Raw genomic sequence first — 18628 nt, forward strand, 5'->3', positions numbered from 1 at the left:
CGCATCGCTCGGCGACATCCTCGGCGCGGCTCTGCGCGAGAACGAGGGTGACAAAGAGTCCTAAGCTCAAGCGTCACAACGCATAAAAATTGATCGGCCGGAGCCTCGCTCCGGCCGATTTTTTTGTCATCATGCGTTGACGGGCCCCCTCGCAAGGGGCAGTTTTGAAGACCGGGACAATTGGAGACACGGCATGATCAAGTCCGAACTGATCGATCGTCTGGCGGAAGCGAACCCGCATCTCTACCACCGCGATGTCGAGCGGGTCGTCAACACGATCCTTGATGGCATTACCGATGCGCTCGCGCGCGGCGAGCGGGTGGAGCTGCGTGGCTTTGGCGCCTTTTCCGTGCGACGTCGACCGGCCCGGACCGGCCGCAATCCGCGCACCGGTGAAAGCGTATCGGTCAAGGAGAAGCACGTACCCTTCTTCAAGACCGGCAAAGAGCTGCGCGAACGCGTCGATGCCTCGCGCGAGACCGCGCCCGAGATCGCCTAGCCTGCAAGGCGGGAACCCCCGCTTAACGCTACCAATTCACATCCTCTTAAGCGGATAAGCCGATAATTTCAGGCGATGTCCGCCATATCCGCGTATTCCGGTTATGTACCGCCGACGCCGCAGCCGGCGTCGCCGAACGCTTCTCAATCGAAAAGCGTTGCCTCGGGCTGCTCCAATTGTGGCTCGGGCAGTTGTCAGGGCTGCGGCGACAAACTCTCCACCCAGACCGACAACAAGGACGCCTTCACCCTCTCTGACGCGGAGCAGAAACAGGTCAACAAGCTGGCCGCCCGCGACCGTGAGGTCCGCGCCCATGAACAGGCTCACAAGGCGGTCGGCGGGCAATATACCGGCGCCATCAGCTATGACTATCAACGCGGGCCGGATGGCAAACAATACGCCGTTGGCGGCGAAGTTCCGATCGATGCCAGCGAAATTCCCGGCGATCCGGCCGCGACGATCGAGAAAATGCGCATCGTCAAAGCCGCTGCGCTCGCCCCGGCCGAACCCTCGGGCCAGGACCGCAAGGTCGCGGCGATGGCCGACGCCAAGTCCGCCAAGGCCCGGGCCGAGCTGAACGCGCAGAAGGCGGAAGAAGCCGACCCCAACGCGCCGAAAGACCCCCAGGATCAGCTCAGCCCGGACATCAACGCGCAACTGGCCGAGATGCGCCAGCAGGACGAGGCGAGCAGGACCGGCCCGGCCAACCCGGCGGTGGCAGCACCGACGGACATGACGGCCTATGCTGCCAATGCCTATGCGCAGCCCTCCAGGGCGATCACGGCTCTGGTCGCCTAGACCGCCCCTGCGGCCTCATCGCTCAAGCAAGGCGCGTATCGCGTGCTCGACGGCGGACAGGACCTCGCCGGAGCGCCAGTATTCGTTATGGACAAATGGCGACATACCGGTCGGCGTCGGCAGGCCGAGCACCGTGCGCATCTCGTATTCCGTGTCCTTGACCCAGACCTCGGCGTCAGGGTCGCGACCGCGTTCGGCCAGGAGTTGCTCCTGGTCCGGATGCCGGCCACCCCAATAGGCGGCAAATTCTTCTTCCAGCGGATAGCCCAGAACATCGTCGGGATCATAGAAGTTGAGCCAACGCTGCGCCCGGCCCCATTTAGCGGAATTACGGGTAATCCTGAGCGGCACCTTGCGTTCAACCGGGATGCCGGCGGTCAGCAGCGGCAGATTGCACCCGGTGAAGACCGCTGAGGCGAGATTTTCGAGTGTGGCGAAGGACGCGTACTCGACCTCCTCTCCCTCATCGAAAATGCGCTCAGGGTGCTGACGGACATCCCAGGCATAGCTGGACAGGATATGACAGCCCATGGACTGGCAGACGGCGAGGATCGGGGTCTTGTCGAGCTCATGGCCGAGCGCCTCCGCGCGCGCCGCGGCGCCGCGTAGCGCGCCATAGACCGTGCGCTGGACACGATAATAATTCGACCCTTTGCGGTTCTCGTGATCCAGGGCGAGCATCTGGTAGGCAGACGCATCGGCCAGCGCAGAGGCAACAAAACCGAACAGTCGTTTCCAGTCCTTGCGCTCCTTGATCAGGTCTTTCTGGTAGGCTTCCAGATCTTCCAGGCTCCACAAGACCGGGGCCCAGATCACATCCTTTTCCAGCACCTCGCCCATGCGGCGATAGAGACCGTCCCAAAGCGGCCGGTCAAAACTCTTCTTGGTCCCGAACTTGTCCCGGTAAGTTCCGATCCCGTGAAACACGAGCACAACGACAGCGCCAGCCATTCACCCCTCCCAGTGTGATGATTTAGCCAGCTACTTATAATTGTTTTCGAACCTCGAAATCCAGCCCCGGGCATCGCGGGAGGTCAAGCCGAGCAGCCAAGGCGGCCCATCCGCGCCAAACACCAAGAGAGGATAAGCGGTCTAATTCACCATCCCCGGCCGCGGCTGCGAGAAGCGGAGCAGGAAGACATGGCGCTGGCGGCGCAAGCTCGCGCCCAGGCGTCCGGCGATCTGCCGCGCAGCGCTCTGGAGCACGCCGATACCCTGGGAGCTCTGACGCATTTGCGGGTTGCGGGCCGCCATCATTTCATAGGCCAGGCGCATGATCTGGTAGTTGAGTTGGGACGCACCGGCATTGCTGAGCAGGCGCCAGACCTGGGCGTATCCGGACCGGCCGCGCGATACGGCCAGGGCCAGGCGTCCCTTCATTTCATTGGCGACCCGGCCGTAAAAGGCCTGCGCCAGACCGCCGGCAGTTTGCGTGACCGACATTTCGTCGATCTCGTCGAGTTCCAGCTCATCCTCATACAAGAGATCATCATACATGGTGCAGGCTCCTGCTTGGCTGACGGGTGCCAGACAGTGTCCGGAACAGGCCCTTGCGGCACAATTGCACAGACAAGCTAGCCCTAACCGGGGGGCCGGACGTGCCCGCCGGGGCTGGCCGGTCGGGAAAAGGGAGCTATACCCTTGCATCAGAAGGTGAGGGTTATGACCGAGATCAAATTCTGCGGCCTCAAGACCGGCAGTGATGTCGCCGCCGCGCGTGAAGCCGGTGCGCGCTGGACGGGTTATGTGGTGTTTCCGCCCAGCCCGCGTCATGTCTCCCCGGCGCTGGCAGGTGAGCTGGCGCATCTGGCGCAGGGCACCGAAACCGTCGCCGTGACCGTCAATGCGGATGACGATCTGCTGGCCCAGATCCGCGACGCCATGCAGCCGGACTGGATCCAGCTGCACGGCCAGGAAGACCCGCAGCGCGTGATCGCAGCGCGCGGCTATGCAAAGCGGGGCATTATCAAGGCCTTGCCGGTGGCCGAGGACGCCGATCTCGCAGCTGCGAAACCCTTTGACGGGGTCGCCGACTGGCTCCTGTTCGACGCCAAACCACCCAAAGGCGCCGATCGCCCCGGCGGCTGGGGTCAAGGATATGACTATTCAATACTGAAAAAGCTGAGACTTTCCTCACCCTGGCTCTTGTCCGGCGGGCTTAGCCCGACCAATGTTCTGGCCGCTGTAAATGCTGCAGGCGCACAAGCGGTCGACGTCTCTTCCGGGATCGAGACTGCGCCGGGCATCAAGAGTGCTGAATTGATGAAAGACTTCGCTGGCGCGCTGGCGCCGCAGACCCCCTAGGAGAGAGCCATGAGCGATAGAGCATCTGCCGACACCCGTCCCAATGCGCTCTCGGCCTGGCCGGATGCGCGCGGCCGTTTTGGCGATTATGGCGGACGTTTCGTCGCCGAGACGCTGATGCCCAACATTCTCGAGCTGGAAGCGGCTTATGAGGACGCCAAGCGCGACGTCAATTTCCAGCGTGAGATGGAAGAATTCCTGCGCGATTATGTCGGCAAGCCGAGCCCGATCTATTTTGCCGAACGCCTGACCGAGGCATTCGGCGGCGCCAAGATCTGGCTCAAGCGCGACGAGCTCAATCATACCGGCAGCCACAAGATCAATAACTGCCTTGGCCAGGTTCTCCTCGCCAAGCGCATGGGCAAGACCCGCATTATTGCCGAGACCGGTGCCGGCCAGCATGGCGTTGCCACCGCGACGGTTGCTGCACGTTTCGGCATTCCCTGCACCGTCTTCATGGGCGCCACCGATGTCGAGCGACAGGCACCGAACGTCTTCCGCATGAAGCTTTTGGGCGCGGAAGTCGTGCCGGTCACTTCGGGAACCGGTACGCTCAAGGACGCCATGAATGAGGCCCTGCGCGACTGGGTGACGAATGTTTCGGACACATTCTACGTCATCGGTACCGTCGCCGGCCCGCACCCCTATCCGGCCATGGTGCGCGATTTCCAGTCTATTATCGGCCGCGAAGCCCGCGCCCAGATGCTCGACCGCCTCGGCCGTCTGCCCGACGCGGCGGTCGCCTGTATCGGTGGGGGTTCGAATGCGATGGGGCTGTTCCACCCCTTCATCGAGGATGAAAGCGTGCGCCTGATCGGCGTCGAGGCCGCCGGCCATGGCATTGAGACCGGTCAGCATGCCGCTTCGCTCAAGGGCGGTGAGCCGGGCATTTTGCATGGCAACAAGACCTATCTCTTGCAGGATGATGACGGCCAGATCATCGATGCCCACTCGATCTCGGCGGGCCTGGATTATCCCGGCATCGGCCCGGAACATGCCTTCCTGCACGACGCCAAGCGCGCCGAATACGTCTCGGCGACGGATGAGGAAGCGATGGAGATGTTCCAGCTCTGCACCAAGCTGGAAGGCATTATCCCTGCGCTTGAACCCGCCCACGCCCTCGCCCGCGTCCGCGACCTCGCCAAGGAGCTGGGTCCGGACGGGCTGATCTTGATGAATATGTGCGGCCGCGGCGACAAGGATGTGCCGCAAGTGGCTGAAATGCTTGGGGTGAAACTCTAATGACCAACCGTATCACCACCCGTTTCAACGAGCTCGAAGCCTATGGCCGCCCCGGTTTCGTCGCCTATATGATGGCCGGCGATGGCGACAGCCAGGCGCTGTTGAACGCCTTGCCGGAGGCCGGTGCCGATGTCATCGAGCTGGGCATGCCGTTCACCGATCCGATGGCCGACGGCCCCTCGATCCAGGCCTCGGCCCTGCGTGCGCTGGACGCCGGCATGACGCTGAAAGGCGTATTCGACCAGGCGGCGAAATTCCGCGAACACGACACCGATACGCCGCTGGTGCTGATGGGCTATGCCAACCCGATCCACCATATGGGTTTCGAGAATTTCGCCCGTCAGGCCGAGAAGGCCGGGGTGGATGGCCTTATTTGCGTCGACATTCCGCCGGAAGAAGATGGCGAATTGCGCGAGGCACTGGGTCAGCACGGCATTGCCCTGATCCGTCTCGCCACCCCGACGACGGACGATAAGCGGCTGGAAACAGTGGTCGAAAACACCTCCGGCTTCGTTTATTACGTATCGACGACGGGTGTGACCGGCGCGGCTTCGGGTGTGGCCCAAGAGGTCGGAACCGCGGTCTCGCGGGTCAAGACCGCCTCGGGTCTGCCGGTCGTGGTCGGCTTCGGTGTTCGCACGCCGGAGCAGTCGGCGGCGATTGCGGCAGAGGCCGATGCAGTCGTTGTCGGGTCGGCAATTGTCGACGCGATGCATGAGGGTGGTGTTGCAGCCGCCACTGAGTTGGTACACACCCTGTCTCAGGCCGCCCACGGCGCGAAAAAGTGAGATAGGGCCGATGAAAGATCGGGACGCGGAAATGAACTGGTTGTCCAAACTGACCCCGCCGGGGATGTCGAAGATTTTCTCCAAGCGCGACACGCCGGACAATCTCTGGGTCAAATGCCCCATTTCCGATGAAATGGTCTTCCACAAGGATCTCGAAGCCGGTCTCTTCGTGACCCCGGCCGGCCATCACATGCGTATCGGCCCAGCCTGGCGCTTCCAGTTCACCTTTGATGGTGATTTCGAAGAGCTCGACACGCCGGAAGTGCCCAAGGACCCGCTCAAATTCCGCGACGACAAACCCTATAGCTCGCGCATCGCTGCAGCCCGCAAGAAAACCGGGCGCGATGACGCCATGGCCATAGGCGTGGGTGAAATCGGCGGCGTGGAAAGCGTCGTCCTGGTGCAGAATTTCGCCTTCATGGGTGGCTCGCTGGGCATGGCCGCCGGTGAAGCCTTCATCACTGCTGCCGAAGCCGCTGTGAAGCGCCGCACGCCGCTTGTCGTGTTCACCGCTGCCGGTGGTGCCCGCATGCAGGAAGGCGCGCTGTCGCTGATGCAGATGCCGCGCACGACCATCGCCGTGGAAATGCTGCGCGAAGCCGGCCTACCCTATATCGTCGTCCTCACCGACCCGACCACGGGCGGCGTAACCGCCTCCTACGCCATGCTGGGCGATGTCCATATTGCCGAGCCGGGCGCCCTGATCGGTTTTGCCGGACCGCGCGTGATCGAACAGACCATCCGCGAGAAACTGCCGGAAGGCTTCCAGCGCTCCGAATACCTGCTGGAAAAGGGCATGGTCGATAAAGTCGTGCATCGTCGCGAGATTCCGGCTACGCTGTCGCGCATGTTACGCGTAATGCTGAAACGACCCGGATCGTCAGCCCCTGCCGCGCTGACACCTCCTCCCGCCGACCATGTGGTCGATCAGGGAGAGGAGCATTAGTACCAGGCGTCAGGCGCTAGATGACGCGCTTGCGCGGCTTGGTCGGCTGCACCCAAAAAAGATCGATCTCTCCATGGGGCGCCTGCAGCGCCTCTTGGCGACATTGGGCAATCCGCAGGATCAATTGCCGCCGACGATCCACATCGCCGGGACCAATGGCAAGGGATCGACCTGCGCCTTCCTGGCGCAAATGGCGCGGGCCAAGGGCGAACGCGTCCACATCTACACCTCGCCGCACCTGGTCAATTTCAACGAACGCATCCTGCTCGACAGTGAGCCGGTTGATGACCGCACCCTGATCGAGGCGCTGGCACGGGCCGAAGCGGCCAATTTTGGCGAGCCGATCACCTTTTTCGAGATCACGACGGCGGCGGCCTTTCTTCTATTCTCCGAACACCCGGCAGACCGGCTCATCCTGGAAGTCGGGCTGGGCGGACGCACGGATGCCACCAATGTGATCGCCAAACCGGCCCTGACGATCATCACACCGGTCAGCATGGATCACCAGGAATTCCTCGGCACCTCACTGGACAAGATCGCCCGCATGAAGGCGGGGATCGCCAAGTTCGGTGTACCGATGGTGATCGGCAATCAGGAAGCGGAAGCGGAAGCGGCCTTGCGCGAGGAGGCGGCGACCGTCGGTGCGCCGGTCTTCGCCTGGGGCAAGGATTATCGCGCCTACCCGCAGCATGGCCGTCTCGTCTACGAAGATGAAAGCCGCGTCTGGGATCTGCCGGCCCCTGGCCTTCTCGGGCCGCACCAGATTCTCAATGCCGGCGCCGCCGCAGCGGCGGCCGCCGTGCTGCAATGGCCGGAGGAAGCCGTCGCTGAGGGTATCGCCAAGGCGAAATGGCCCGGTCGCCTGCAGAATATCACCGGCGGCCCGCTCGGCGAGGTCGCCAAGTCCGCCAATGCCGAGCTCTGGCTCGATGGCGGTCACAATGAGAGCGCCGCTCGCGCCCTGTCCCATGCCCTTGCCGACATGGATGAGCGCGAGGACCGGCCGCTGATCATCATCGCCGGTTTTACCGCCAATCGCGACGTGCAGTCCTGGGCGACGCATTTTGCAGGGCTGGCGCGCCAGCTGATCGCGGTCGAGTTCCACACCGGCCGTGGGGCCTCCATGCCGGCCGATGATGTGGTCAAGGATTGCGAACGGGTGGGGTTGAAGGCGGAAACCGCACCGGGCCTGATCCAGGCCATGCGCATTGCTGCCCGTTCCTCGCCACCGCCGCGCATTCTGATCGGCGGCTCGCTTTATCTGGCGGGCGAGGCCCTGGCCCTGGGCGGCGCACCGCCGCACAAGACAGCCGGCTGACATCGCCACAAAGAAAACGGGCCGTTCCAGATCTGGAACGGCCCGCTTTTCCTGTCATGGCTGGCAGCGCTTAGCTGATGGTTTCGCGCACCCATTCGGCGATTTTTTCCTTCGCCATCATGCCGACCTTGGTGGAGGCCACCTGGCCGTCCTTGAAGATCATCAGGGTCGGGATGCCGCGCACGCCATACTTGCCCGGCGTCATCGGATGGTCGTCGATATTGACCTTGGCCACGGTGAGCTGGCCGGACATTTCCGTCGCGATTTCGTCCAGCGCAGGGGCGATCGTCTTACACGGTCCGCACCACTCCGCCCAGAAATCGACCAGGACCGGTTCGCCGGAATTCAGCACATCGGTTTCGAACGAGTCATCGCTGACCTGTTTGGTCGCCATGGGGCTACTCCTTATCTTCGGGACGAATCCGGCGCGCCGGACTCCATCGATGGCGCCCGAGGTAAGGACCGAGGCCCGTCACGTCAAGCGGGAAGCCCGATTGGAACTGTGTCGAGAAGGCTGTCGGGCAAGACCATCAGGTCCGCCGTATCGGTCCAGAGCAGGGCACAACGGACCTGTTTTCCCGGATGCAGTGCCGCAAGCAAAGCCCGGTAAGTCGCCATCTGGCCAAGATAAACCGGCGCCACATCCGCGACTGTCTGCGGCGGTGGGCGGTTGGTTTTATAGTCGATGATCAGAACTTCGTGATCGGTGATACGCAAACGGTCGACCTGACCCCGAACCAGAACTTTTCCAGCTGGACCGGCCAATTGACCGCTCAGCGATACCTCCGCCTGACTGCCCGGCCCAAAAATCGGGGCATAGGCCGCATCACCCAGAATGTGGAAGACTTCCTCATGGATCCGCGCCCGCATCTGTTCAGACAGATCGCTCTGGGCCGATAGAAAGCGCTCCGCCGCCCGCTCACGGCGATCAACCGGCAAGTCGGGCAGGGTTTCCAGGAGTTTGTGAATGACATCACCACGGCGGAAACGGTAGCCGGCATCCGGTGCCAGCGGCGAGACGACCGCGACATCCTCCTCATCGCTGCCAAACAGGCTCGAGGGCGCGGCCGGCCGCGCCGTGCTGGCGTCGGCGGTAGGAATGGCGACGGCCCAGTCCGGCAGGCTCGTTTTCCGCGTTTGCGGGGGTGCTGCAGGACCGAGCCGCGCCGGCACCGGACCGAAACGCAAACCACCCAGATTCTCGCCCTCAGGCCCGCACAAAGGGGTCTCACAGGCCACCCAATTCGCGCCCGACCAGCGCTCGGCCAGGCGGGTATACCAGCTGTCCTCGGCAATCGCGCCGCTGCCACGCCCCTGTTTCCAGCCGCAGACGATCAGGCGGTCGCGCGCCCGCGTCAGCGCCACATAAAGCAATCGCTGATGTTCCGCCTGTTGTTTCTGGCGGATGGTCTCGCGCAGCTCGGCCACCACCTCGGGGTCTCCATCCTTGCGCGGCGACCAGATCAGGCCGGCCTTGGCATGAGCAAACAGGGAGGACGCCCGGCCGCTTTGCGGCGAACGGGTTGTGTCAGGCAGGATGATCACCGGCCGCTCCAGCCCCTTGGAGGCGTGCACCGTCATGATCTGGACTTCATTGTGCTGACTGGCCAGCTCGCGCTTGACCGGGGTTTCCTCGCGTTCAATCGCAGCGATGAAACTGGCCAGGGCGCCACCGCCCTCCCGATCATGATCGAGGGCACGGTTGAGGAATTCCTCCGCCGCATCACGCGCCTCTTCGGACAAGCGGGCAAAGACCCGGGCCCAGCGGGTTTCACCGCTTGCCGAACGGGCATTGAGGAAACCGGCATACAGGGCATAGACACCGATGGTCTCGGACTTGTCGCGCCAGGCCTTGAGCGCGTCCCGGGCCTCGGTGAAACGGCTGTCCGTCGTCGTCAGCAGGGCCCGCCACAGCCCGCCGCGATCACTCGTCGGCCGCGCCTGGGCCAGGTCGAACAGGGCCTCGTCATCGATCAGCGGCACCCCACCATCATCGGCGTCAAAGAAGGGCGATTTGAGGACTTCCGCGAGCGCCAGGTCATCACTGGAGGTCACAGCCAGGCGTCCCAGTGCCAGCAGGTCCTTGACCACGGTTTGCTCCTTCAGGAGCATGCGGTCGGCCCCGGCCACCGGAACCCCGGCCAGCTTGAGCTGACGGATCAGCTCCTCGACAAAACCGCCGGTCCGGCGCCAGACCAGGACGCCGATATCGCGCGGCTCGACCGGCCGCGGCGTGAATTGACCGCCGGCCTCCTGCCAGACCGCATCACCATCATCGAGCATGCGCTTGATCTCGCGGGCCAGGGCTTCTGCCAGGCGATCGCGGGCCGATCCGAAGGGCTGTGCGTCGACCGGATCAAAGATCGACTTCACCTCTTCCGGCTCGGTGCGGGGCAAGGCCGGCCAGAGCTCTACACAGCCCGGCGTGCCCTGACGCGCGGCCTGGTGCGCTTGGTAGCGTGAAAACGGGCGCCCCGGGGCGGGACCGAGGAATTTCACCTCGGTATCGGCGAAGACCTGGTCGACAGCCTCAAGCACCTGCGCAGCGGAGCGGAAGGAGACATCGAGCCCGGGCCGGGCCGCTTGCAGACCGGCAGCGGCCGCCTTGGCTTCAAGCCTTTCCCCTTCGGCAACAAAGCGGGCCGGCTCGGCCCCCTGGAAGGAGTAGATCGACTGCTTCTCATCGCCGACGATAAACAGCGAGCGCTCTTCCGCGCGGGCGCCCTCACCGGCAAAGAACTCTGCGGTCAGCCCTTCAATCATGTCCCATTGCCGCGGCGCCGTATCCTGGGCCTCGTCCACGAGGGCGTGCATCAAGGCCGCATCGAGCTTGTAGCCGACCCAGCCGGAAAAGGCGTTGTCCGGGCTCAAAAGATTGCCGGCCAGGACGATGAGATCATCAAAGTCGAGCGCGCGCTGCCGCTCCCGCTCCTGATCCAGTCGTTCCAGGTAGAGGGCAACAAATTCCAGCGCCGCAGCACTGGAAGCCGCGACTTCGAGCGTGCGGATATTTTGCCGGACCGTTTCCATGCGCTCGGCTTCCGCATCCATCAGCGGCGCAACCGCGGGCGCCGCCTTGGAGCATGCGGCTGAGACCAGCCGCGCGGCCCGGTGCCCTTCGCCGTTCCGGGTAAAGAAAACCGACAGATAGGCGCGATAGGCCTGGTCGATATCGCCGGCCCTCAGGGCCGTCTCAATGGCATCGGCGCGGCCGGCGTCCTGCTTGCCGCCATCATGGCGCAAGGCATGGGCGGCAGCGTCCAGCTCGGCCCGGGGCAGAGCGGCCATGGCGTCATTTTTGGCCGCTTCAGGCGTCTCTCCCGGTGCGCAATCCAGCACCTCGTAGAGCGCATCCACAACATTGCCCTGTTCGAGGCTCGCGCGCAGATCATGCCGGTGACCATCCGCCCAAGCGACCAGATGATCGACCGCCTCGGCACCACCAGAGGCGAGCAGAACGCGGACAATATCCGGTGAAATCGCCGTTAGCGCCTGTCGCCGGGCGGTCTGGGCGATATCCTTCTGGGCTGCATCATCGAGCGTCTGGAAACCTGGCAGGGCGCCGGCTTCAAGCGGGAAACGGCGCAGCAGGCTTTCACAAAAGGCGTGAATGGTCTGGATTTTCAGCCCGCCTGGCGTCTCCAGCGCCAGCGCGAAAAGCTTGCGGGCGCGTGGCAGATTGCCGGCATCAGGGGCATGACCGCGCAGCTTGGTGAGCTCGCCGGTCAATGCCTCGTCGGCGAGCACCGACCAGGCTCCAAGCCGGTCGAACAGGCGTTCCTTCATTTCCGCTGCGGCGGCCTTGGTATAGGTGACACAGAGAATGCGGTCCGGCGCGGTGCCATCGAGCAGGATATTGACGACGCGGTCGACCAGAACCCGGGTCTTGCCTGAACCGGCATTAGCCTCGACAAAGACGTGCACATCCGGGCGCGCCGCATCGCGCTGCGCCCGGGTCGCCGCTTCAACGATGGCGGGATCAAAGCCGGCGCTCATTCCGCTCCCTCCTCACCATTGGCGGCAACGGCCCATTCGCCGCGCCGGGCAAGGTGATCAAAGTCGCCGTAATCATCCTTGTACTGGGCCCGCGGCTGGGACGGATAGGCTTCGTTTTCATCGTCGAAACGGGCAATCAGCTTGCGCAAATTCTCCAACGCATCGAGGGCAAGTTCCTCGGCCGGGTCGGCCTTGTCGATCCGCGTCTCCCGGCCCGCCTCCTTATTACCGGACACGGTGAGATAAAGCAGGGCAGACGGCGCGCCCGGCTCGAGCCGGTCGAACACACCGGCCTGCTGCGCCATGGCTGCTGTAAGCGGCAATTGCGGCTCGAAACCCACCTTGACCATCTTGGCCGAGGGCGCGGTTCCGGTCTTGTAGTCAAGCGTTTCCAGATGACCATCAGGTGTGCGGTCAAAACGGTCGGCGCGTCCGCTCAACTGCCAGTCTCCGGCGGGCCCCTCCAGGGTCATCACACCCTTGATTTCAAGCGCCGCCGGCTTGCGCCCGGTTTTGCGCCGCTGGATTTCCCAGTCGGCGAACCAGCGCGCGGCGCGTTCAAAGCGTGGCATTTCAAGGCTCAGTGCCTCCGGCGCAAATCCGGCCTCCACCAGCGCCAAGCGGGCCTCTTGGCATAATTCCTCAACCGCGTTTGCCGGCACCTCATCGACCCACCGTTCAACACAGGCCTGCAGGGCATCATGCAAAGCGGTGCCGCGCTCGCGCGGGCCGGGCACCATGTCGGCCGGATCGAGCGGCCGCAGGCCAAGCAAATGCCGGGCATAGATAGAGTAGGGATCACGCACCCAGGTACGGATTTCCGTGATCGACATTTTTCGCGGCCGGGCGCTGACCGGCGGGCGCGGCTGCGGCGGCGCGGCGGGTTTGGGGGCGTGGGCGGGCCGGTCGAGGGCCCGGGCGAGGGCGAGATAGTCCACCTCCGGCCGCAGGGCGCTGTCAGCCTCCTCAGCCAGGGCTCCGCGCGCCAGGGTCTGCAGGCGCCAGAGCCAGCGCGAGGCGACGGTGGGCGCCCCATCGGCGCGGGCAGAGCGGGTCAGGAACACTTCGCCACCAGCTGCGGCGATCTGGGAAAAGTCATGTGCGGCAAGACCATAGCGCCGCTCCGGCGCACCCAGCCCGGCACTTTCGCGCATTCGGCGCGACATCCAGGGGTCGGCGCTGGGTCCTTGCGGCCAAACCCCTTCATTGAGCCCGCCGAGGATGATCCGGTCCGCCCGGATCAGCCGGGCTTCGAGCGGCCCGAGGATCTGCAGGCGCGGGTGAACACCAAGGCTGGGCGGTATCCGCCGGCCGCGCAGAAGCTCGCGGAAAGCAGCGGCGTATTCGCCCAGGGTCATGGCGGGTAGGGCGTCGCTTTCATGGATGAGCTCGCGCATCAGCAGGGCCGCGCTTTCCCCGCCTTCGCCGCGCCAGAGCCGCAGCGCACCATGGGTTTCACCGTCCCGGGCAAGCGCCTCTGCAGCCTCGGCATGGGACCGGGCCCAGTCCGCCATGGTCCGGGTTTCGGTGCGCTCCGGGTCCGCTTTCGGGGCATTTCCGGTGGCCTGTAAGCGCGCAATCGCCGCGTCTAGTGTGTCCAATATGTCCCCGGCCGCATGCCGGTCGTCCGGGAACAGGCGGTCACCGAATTTGTCCAGCCGGCGTCGAAGCGAAGCGACATCGGAACCGGGACGTGCCCCGCGCAGGGCCGCGGCCTCAAACTTGGCCATGACGGTGTGGGTGTCGCCGCGCGCGCGGCCGGCGGCGAACAGGGGCGAGGCCCAGAGCGCGGATTGCCGGACAACGCTGCCCGGGTCTTCGGCAACGGCGAGCAAGCGGTCGAGAAAAGCGCCGCTGGCGCACTGGGCCAGGGGCAGGCCACCGGAATCATCAAGCCGGACCCCGAACCGGGTCATCTCCGCCGCCACCCGCTGGGCCAGGGCCCGATCGGGCGTCACCAGGATGGCGCGGGCCGCGGGGTCTTCCAGGGTTTCGCGCAGGAGCAGCGCGCAGATCCGGGCCTCGGCCAGCGGGTCCGGTGCTTCGATCAGATTGAGCGCATCGAGCGCCTGGTGGAAGAAGTTCTCGCCATATTGCTCCCGTAACAGACCGATACGGCCAAGCCAGCCATCGGTGGCGCTGGCGGGACGCAAGGCCTCGGCGATCAACAGGCGGCGGGCCCGGGCCGGTTCGCTCTCCGCGGCGCCAGGCCATTGCCGGACCCCGGACGGTGTCGTTCCCGCCTCGGTGATGAAAGCCCGCATGGCCCATTGCGGATGGGCTTCATCGATACCGGCCCAGACTGCCTCATCGGCATCCCAGTCAAACCCGGGCAACACCACAGCCCCCTCGCGCAGGCCGGCGACGATCCGCATCAGGCGGCGCACAGCGGGGATGGAGCCGGTGGAGCCCACCACCAGGACCGGATGATCCGGCGGCTGGTCCTGCCAGCGGTCGGCCAGGGCGTGTAGCACCATGGCGCGCCGCGCGGCCGCGTCCATCATGCCCAGCTCGGACAGTCTTTGCGGCCAGGCCTGGTTGAGAATGGAGAGAAATTCGAAAGCCTCGCGCCGGTCTTCCGGCAAGTGCTCGAGCACTTCAGCATCAAGCGCTGAAAGGTCCTCGACATCCTCATTGGCCAGATCATCGAGCAATTGCGCCAGCGGTTCGGCCAAGACCAGGGCACCGGCCAGCCCGATCGGACGGCCAAGCGCCTTTTCCTTGGCCAGGACCAGGCGAGCCAGTTCGAATTTTCGCTTGGCGCCGGGTATGGCGGGCGGCGCAAGGCCGGCGAGTTCACCGGGCTCAAAGGGCGGATCATCGACATCGATATCGCCAAGCGGTTTGATCCGCGGCAGCAGTGCCACGCCGCTGCCCGACAAATCGGCAAAGGCATCACCGAGCGCCTTGGCGGCCCGGCGGGTCGGGGTCAGGATCAACAGCCGGGTCAGGGCATCACCGGGATAGGCCGCCGCCAGCTGTGCCGCGATAGCCGCGAGATGGTCGGCCTCCGGCGCCAGGGTGAAAATGCGCGGGGCGGGCGTATCAAACAGCGCAGCGGTCAAGAGATCAGGCGCGCCTCCGCCTGGGCTCTGGCTTCGGGATCACCGACATGCATCCAGAATGACGTCATCGGCAGTCCGCGGACCCGGCCCTGCGGGATCAACTCGCGCCAGACCTCGGTCATGGAATAGCGCGCTACCGGGCGGCCCGACATGATTTTCGGATTGTGGATCTGCACTCCGGCATAGGCATAGGGCGCCGAGGGTCGATCGCCGCGCCAGTCCAGCCGGCCGTCCTCGCCGAGGTAGAAATCCCCCGGCCCGTCAAAGCCGAGCGTGCGTTCCAGCGGGGCGAGCAGGAGGAGAACATCCATCTCATCACCTTTCCAGGCCGCCCGCATGCGGTCGAGTTCACGCTCACCCTCATCAACCCAGATGGCGTCGATATTGGAGATGAAGACCGGATCCTGACCCAGCAAGGGCAGCGCCTTGGCCACACCACCGCCGGTTTCCAACACCTCGTCGCGCTCATCGGACACGGTCACCGCAGGCGCACCGCTCCAACCGCCAAGATGCTGTTCCATACGATCGGCGAAATGGTGGATATTGACCACGGCACGGTCCACACCGGTCGCAGCGAACCGGTCCAGCGCCCAGTCGACCAGCGCCTTGCCGCCGACCTCGACCAGAGCTTTGGGGCGGTCATTGGTGAGAGGCCGCATGCGCGTGCCCAGGCCCGCCGCCAGGGCCATGCCGGTCTTGATCTCGATCACTTGTGCGCTTCCTTGAACACGCAATCGGCGTGCGTCTTGGCCCACATCAAGAGCGGCATCAGGGCGGGATGCTGCAGGTCGGCCACAAAATGGCGCGCCACATGCGGCAGCATATCGAGATAGCGCGGCTTGCCGTCACGCACCGCAAGGCGGACGAAAATGCCCAAAATCTTGGCATTGCGCTGGGCGCCGAGCACGGCATAGCTGGCATCGAAGCCCGCCACATCATCAATCCCCGCCTGCTCACAGAAGCGGGCCTTCAGCGGCACGATGAGTTTGCGGTCAACATTGCGGCGCGCATCTTCCAGCAGGGAGACGAGATCATAGGCCGGATGGCCCATCAGCGCGTCCTGGAAATCGAGCAGGCCGACACGGGCATGGCCGTCCCGGTCAGGCAGATGAATCAGGTTCTCAGCGTGGAAGTCGCGCAGCACCAGGCCCGGCGCACAGGCGTCTAGACGTTCCAGCGCCGTCGACCAGATCTCGCGCCATTCCGCCCGGGCGGCATCGCTCACCGGTGCTTCGGCATAGCGTTCCAGGAACCAGTCGAGGAAGAGGTCGAGCTCGGCCATATAGGCGACGCTGTCATAGGCCTGCACCGTCCAGTTCTGCCCGTCATAGTCCAGCTGCGGGTCGAAGCTGGAGCGGTAGAGCGCAGCCAGGGCGTCGACAGCGAGGGAGTAGACCGTGCCCTCGTGCATCTGGTCCGGCACGATGCGGGCGTAAAGATCATCGCCGAGATCTTCCAGGATCAGGAAACCGTCCTCGAGATCGGCAGCCAGGATTTTCGGCGCCGAGAAACCGCGTTCGGTCAGCGCCCGGGCAAGCCCGGCGAAAGCCGCCAGATTGGGCCCGGCCAGACGGGCCACGGCGTTATAGCCAAGCGCTTCGCGTTCTTGCGCCGTCGCATCAACCGGGCAGGCCGGGGCTTCCGCGCCGGCCGGAGCATCCATCAGGATGGCCTCGCGCTTGCCGTCCACCAGGCGGGCATAGCTGCGGGTTGAAGCGTCACCGCTCAAAGGCCGGACTTCAGCCGATCCCCAGCCGGCCCGCTCAATAAAGGCCGACCGCGCGGCCGCGCGCTCAGATGTCGTCAAGGCGTGTCTCCCAATCTCCCCGGCCCGTGATCCGGACCTGGCGCTTTAGCGCACCGTTATCGTCTTGGTTTTTGTCATCTTGGCCCGGCATCGACAAGTCGATCTCCAACCGTGTCTGTGGACACCATTCGCCGAGCCGGTCAGGCCATTCAATCAGGCAGATGGCGTCCTCAAAAGCGTCGTCGAGACCCAACTCCTCTAGCTCTGCCTCCTCCTCGATGCGATAAAGATCAGCATGCCAGAGGGGGGTGCCAGATTCAGTCTCATAGGTCTGAACGATGGTGTAGGTTGGGCTTGGCGCATCGCTGACACCGCACAACGCCTCAATGATTGCCCGCGCGAGTGTGGTCTTGCCGGCACCGAGACCACCGGTGAGGAAGACGACATCGCCAGCGCCGAGCCGAGCCGCGATACGGCGTCCGAAATCGCGGGTTTCGTCCAGGCTGCAAAGCGCAAGAGGCAAGTGAGAGGTCATGTCCAAGCGCTTAGCGAAGCCCGCGCGCAACGGCAAGCGGTGAAAGCCTGTCTTGACTCCGCGGTGAACGCTGTTCATTTCCGTATCCAAGAGCGGAGTGACCCATGCCCAAGATCACCTATATCGAACATAACGGAAAAGAGCACACCCATGACGTCGCCACCGGGCTGACGGTAATGGAAGGTGCTGTGCGTAATCTCGTGCCCGGCATCGACGCCGATTGCGGCGGTGCCTGTGCCTGTGCCACCTGCCACGTCTATATCGACGCGGCCTGGACCGACAAGACCGGCACCCGCGAAGCCATGGAAGAATCCATGCTCGACTTCGCCGACCATGTTCAGGACACCTCGCGCCTGTCCTGCCAGATCAAGGTCACCGATGACATGGACGGCATGATCGTCCGCATGCCGGAACACCAGGGCTAATCAGCTCAGGGTGAAACAGCAAAACGCCCGGCTGGTGCGAACCGGCCGGGCGTTTTTTGTGTGACCTCAACCTGATCAGTGCCCGCCTTCAGACGGCTATACCATCCGACGCGTCGGACGAGATCTCATGGCGTATTGAAGTTGCGGATCACTTCGTAAGTGATCGAGGTGTTGGTCGCATCGATAACACGCAACTCTGCCCCTCGATATCCGATTATCGAAGATTCATTGAGGTCATATTCAACATCATTGGTGAAAGCCGGACGCGCCATATTCCCTGTCGATTCGCGATAGGAAATGTTGATCCTGTTTCCGATGCGGCCGCTGTAGATCAACGTTTGCTGAAACGAGTTCTCACTGGATACAGAACGTGTCGAACGCTCAAACCCTCGGTCACGACAGGAAGCAAGATTAAACACCGTTATAACGCAAAGACGCTGTTCGGCTTTTCCAGCTCGAATCGACATCGGGGGGTCCATAAACGCACCGGCCCCCAGGAATGCAGTACCACCAGGCGCGGCAACAGCTCCGCGCGGCCCGAGAGCGAAACTGTGGTAGGTCCACTCGTCATCGAACCCCGTCTGGATGTAAAAACCACCGTGAAACGTATATCCAGAAACCGTTGTGCCAGGTGAAACGCTAATCCCTTGCTGTCGCTGAATATTCCCCTGAGCAAGCATCTCATCGCCAACTCGCACGGTTGCAACGACACCAAGTGGCGGATTGCTATACTGTTCGACGTCCACGGTTTGATTGTATTGCGGCGTAGCACAGCCGCATAAGAACGCGGCTATCGCTAGCACAAAGCCAGCCCATCTCATCTGGACCTCCCCCAATTTTGTTCCAGGCAATACTATTCAAAGACAGCTCCGATACAAATTTATTCGCGAATATTTTGATAATTGCAATTTTTGCGCGAATCGCACCAGTCCAGAAGACTGCACGCACCTGGCTGCACGCAAGAT

The 18628-nt window shown here is 63.8% G+C and carries 17 protein-coding genes; 8 read left to right on the forward strand and 9 right to left on the reverse strand.

Annotated elements, in window-relative coordinates; genetic code table 11:
* Positions 1-193: 193 nt before the first annotated feature.
* Together Q1V57_RS08480 and Q1V57_RS08485 are read left to right on the forward strand one after the other, a co-directional pair.
* Positions 194-499: an integration host factor subunit beta gene (locus tag Q1V57_RS08480; RefSeq protein WP_300529626.1), complete on the forward strand. Its 306-nt coding sequence runs from the start codon at positions 194-196 to the stop codon at positions 497-499.
* Between the two features lie 75 nt (positions 500-574).
* Positions 575-1297 (forward strand): putative metalloprotease CJM1_0395 family protein, encoded by a 723-nt coding sequence (locus Q1V57_RS08485; RefSeq protein ID WP_300529627.1) that lies wholly within the window; start codon positions 575-577, stop codon positions 1295-1297.
* Positions 1298-1312: 15 nt separating this feature from the next.
* Here the strand turns inward: Q1V57_RS08485 and Q1V57_RS08490 are convergent, their stop codons facing one another.
* Both Q1V57_RS08490 and Q1V57_RS08495 read right to left on the reverse strand, forming a co-directional pair.
* Entirely contained in the window at positions 1313-2248 is a 936-nt protein-coding gene (locus Q1V57_RS08490; RefSeq protein ID WP_300529629.1) for a hypothetical protein, read from the reverse strand.
* A gap of 141 nt (positions 2249-2389) precedes the next feature.
* The gene (locus tag Q1V57_RS08495) at positions 2390-2794 is read right to left on the reverse strand and encodes a hypothetical protein (RefSeq protein WP_300529631.1); all 405 of its coding nucleotides are present in this window, start codon (positions 2792-2794) and stop codon (positions 2390-2392) included.
* 165 nt (positions 2795-2959) lie between these two features.
* Between Q1V57_RS08495 and Q1V57_RS08500 the strand changes: the two genes are divergently transcribed.
* From Q1V57_RS08500 to Q1V57_RS08520, 5 genes are all read left to right on the forward strand, one after another.
* The gene (locus tag Q1V57_RS08500) at positions 2960-3601 is read left to right on the forward strand and encodes a phosphoribosylanthranilate isomerase (RefSeq protein ID WP_300529633.1); all 642 of its coding nucleotides are present in this window, start codon (positions 2960-2962) and stop codon (positions 3599-3601) included.
* A gap of 9 nt (positions 3602-3610) precedes the next feature.
* Complete coding sequence (trpB, locus tag Q1V57_RS08505) at positions 3611-4843, forward strand: tryptophan synthase subunit beta (protein WP_300529635.1); 1233 nt, start codon at positions 3611-3613, stop codon at positions 4841-4843.
* Positions 4843-5631, forward strand: a complete 789-nt coding sequence (trpA, locus tag Q1V57_RS08510) for a tryptophan synthase subunit alpha (protein WP_300529637.1) — start codon at positions 4843-4845, stop codon at positions 5629-5631. The genes trpB and trpA overlap by 1 nt, the downstream gene beginning before the upstream one ends.
* Positions 5632-5662: 31 nt before the next feature.
* Positions 5663-6577, forward strand: coding sequence for an acetyl-CoA carboxylase, carboxyltransferase subunit beta (gene accD, locus Q1V57_RS08515; protein WP_366145109.1), 915 nt, complete (start codon positions 5663-5665; stop codon positions 6575-6577).
* A gap of 73 nt (positions 6578-6650) precedes the next feature.
* The gene (locus tag Q1V57_RS08520; protein WP_300529641.1) at positions 6651-7895 is read left to right on the forward strand and encodes a folylpolyglutamate synthase/dihydrofolate synthase family protein; all 1245 of its coding nucleotides are present in this window, start codon (positions 6651-6653) and stop codon (positions 7893-7895) included.
* 70 nt (positions 7896-7965) lie between these two features.
* On the opposite strand, the gene trxA is transcribed toward Q1V57_RS08520, so the two are convergent.
* The 6 genes from trxA to tsaE form a co-directional block, all read right to left on the reverse strand.
* Complete coding sequence (trxA, locus tag Q1V57_RS08525) at positions 7966-8289, reverse strand: thioredoxin TrxA (RefSeq protein ID WP_300529643.1); 324 nt, start codon at positions 8287-8289, stop codon at positions 7966-7968.
* A gap of 83 nt (positions 8290-8372) precedes the next feature.
* Positions 8373-11891: a double-strand break repair helicase AddA gene (addA, locus tag Q1V57_RS08530; protein ID WP_300529645.1), complete on the reverse strand. Its 3519-nt coding sequence runs from the start codon at positions 11889-11891 to the stop codon at positions 8373-8375.
* A complete protein-coding gene (gene addB, locus Q1V57_RS08535; protein ID WP_300529647.1) occupies positions 11888-14956 on the reverse strand; it encodes a double-strand break repair protein AddB in 3069 nt (1022 codons plus the stop codon). Before addB ends, addA begins: the two co-directional genes overlap by 4 nt.
* Positions 14953-15666, reverse strand: coding sequence for a nucleotidyltransferase family protein (locus Q1V57_RS08540; RefSeq protein WP_300529649.1), 714 nt, complete (start codon positions 15664-15666; stop codon positions 14953-14955). The genes addB and Q1V57_RS08540 overlap by 4 nt, the downstream gene beginning before the upstream one ends.
* A complete protein-coding gene (locus Q1V57_RS08545) occupies positions 15663-16763 on the reverse strand; it encodes a phosphotransferase (protein WP_300529651.1) in 1101 nt (366 codons plus the stop codon). Before Q1V57_RS08545 ends, Q1V57_RS08540 begins: the two co-directional genes overlap by 4 nt.
* A complete protein-coding gene (tsaE, locus tag Q1V57_RS08550) occupies positions 16750-17316 on the reverse strand; it encodes a tRNA (adenosine(37)-N6)-threonylcarbamoyltransferase complex ATPase subunit type 1 TsaE (protein WP_300529653.1) in 567 nt (188 codons plus the stop codon). Before tsaE ends, Q1V57_RS08545 begins: the two co-directional genes overlap by 14 nt.
* A gap of 26 nt (positions 17317-17342) precedes the next feature.
* Here tsaE and Q1V57_RS08555 point away from each other — a divergent pair, with 26 nt between their 5' ends.
* On the forward strand, positions 17343-17663 hold the full coding sequence (locus Q1V57_RS08555; protein WP_300529655.1) for a 2Fe-2S iron-sulfur cluster-binding protein: 321 nt from the start codon (positions 17343-17345) through the stop codon (positions 17661-17663).
* Between the two features lie 125 nt (positions 17664-17788).
* On the opposite strand, the gene Q1V57_RS08560 is transcribed toward Q1V57_RS08555, so the two are convergent.
* A complete protein-coding gene (locus Q1V57_RS08560; protein WP_300529657.1) occupies positions 17789-18484 on the reverse strand; it encodes a hypothetical protein in 696 nt (231 codons plus the stop codon).
* Between the last annotated feature and the right edge of the window lie 144 nt (positions 18485-18628).

The sequence above is a fragment of the Maricaulis sp. genome, from assembly GCF_030149425.1.
Lineage (GTDB): Bacteria > Pseudomonadota > Alphaproteobacteria > Caulobacterales > Maricaulaceae > Maricaulis.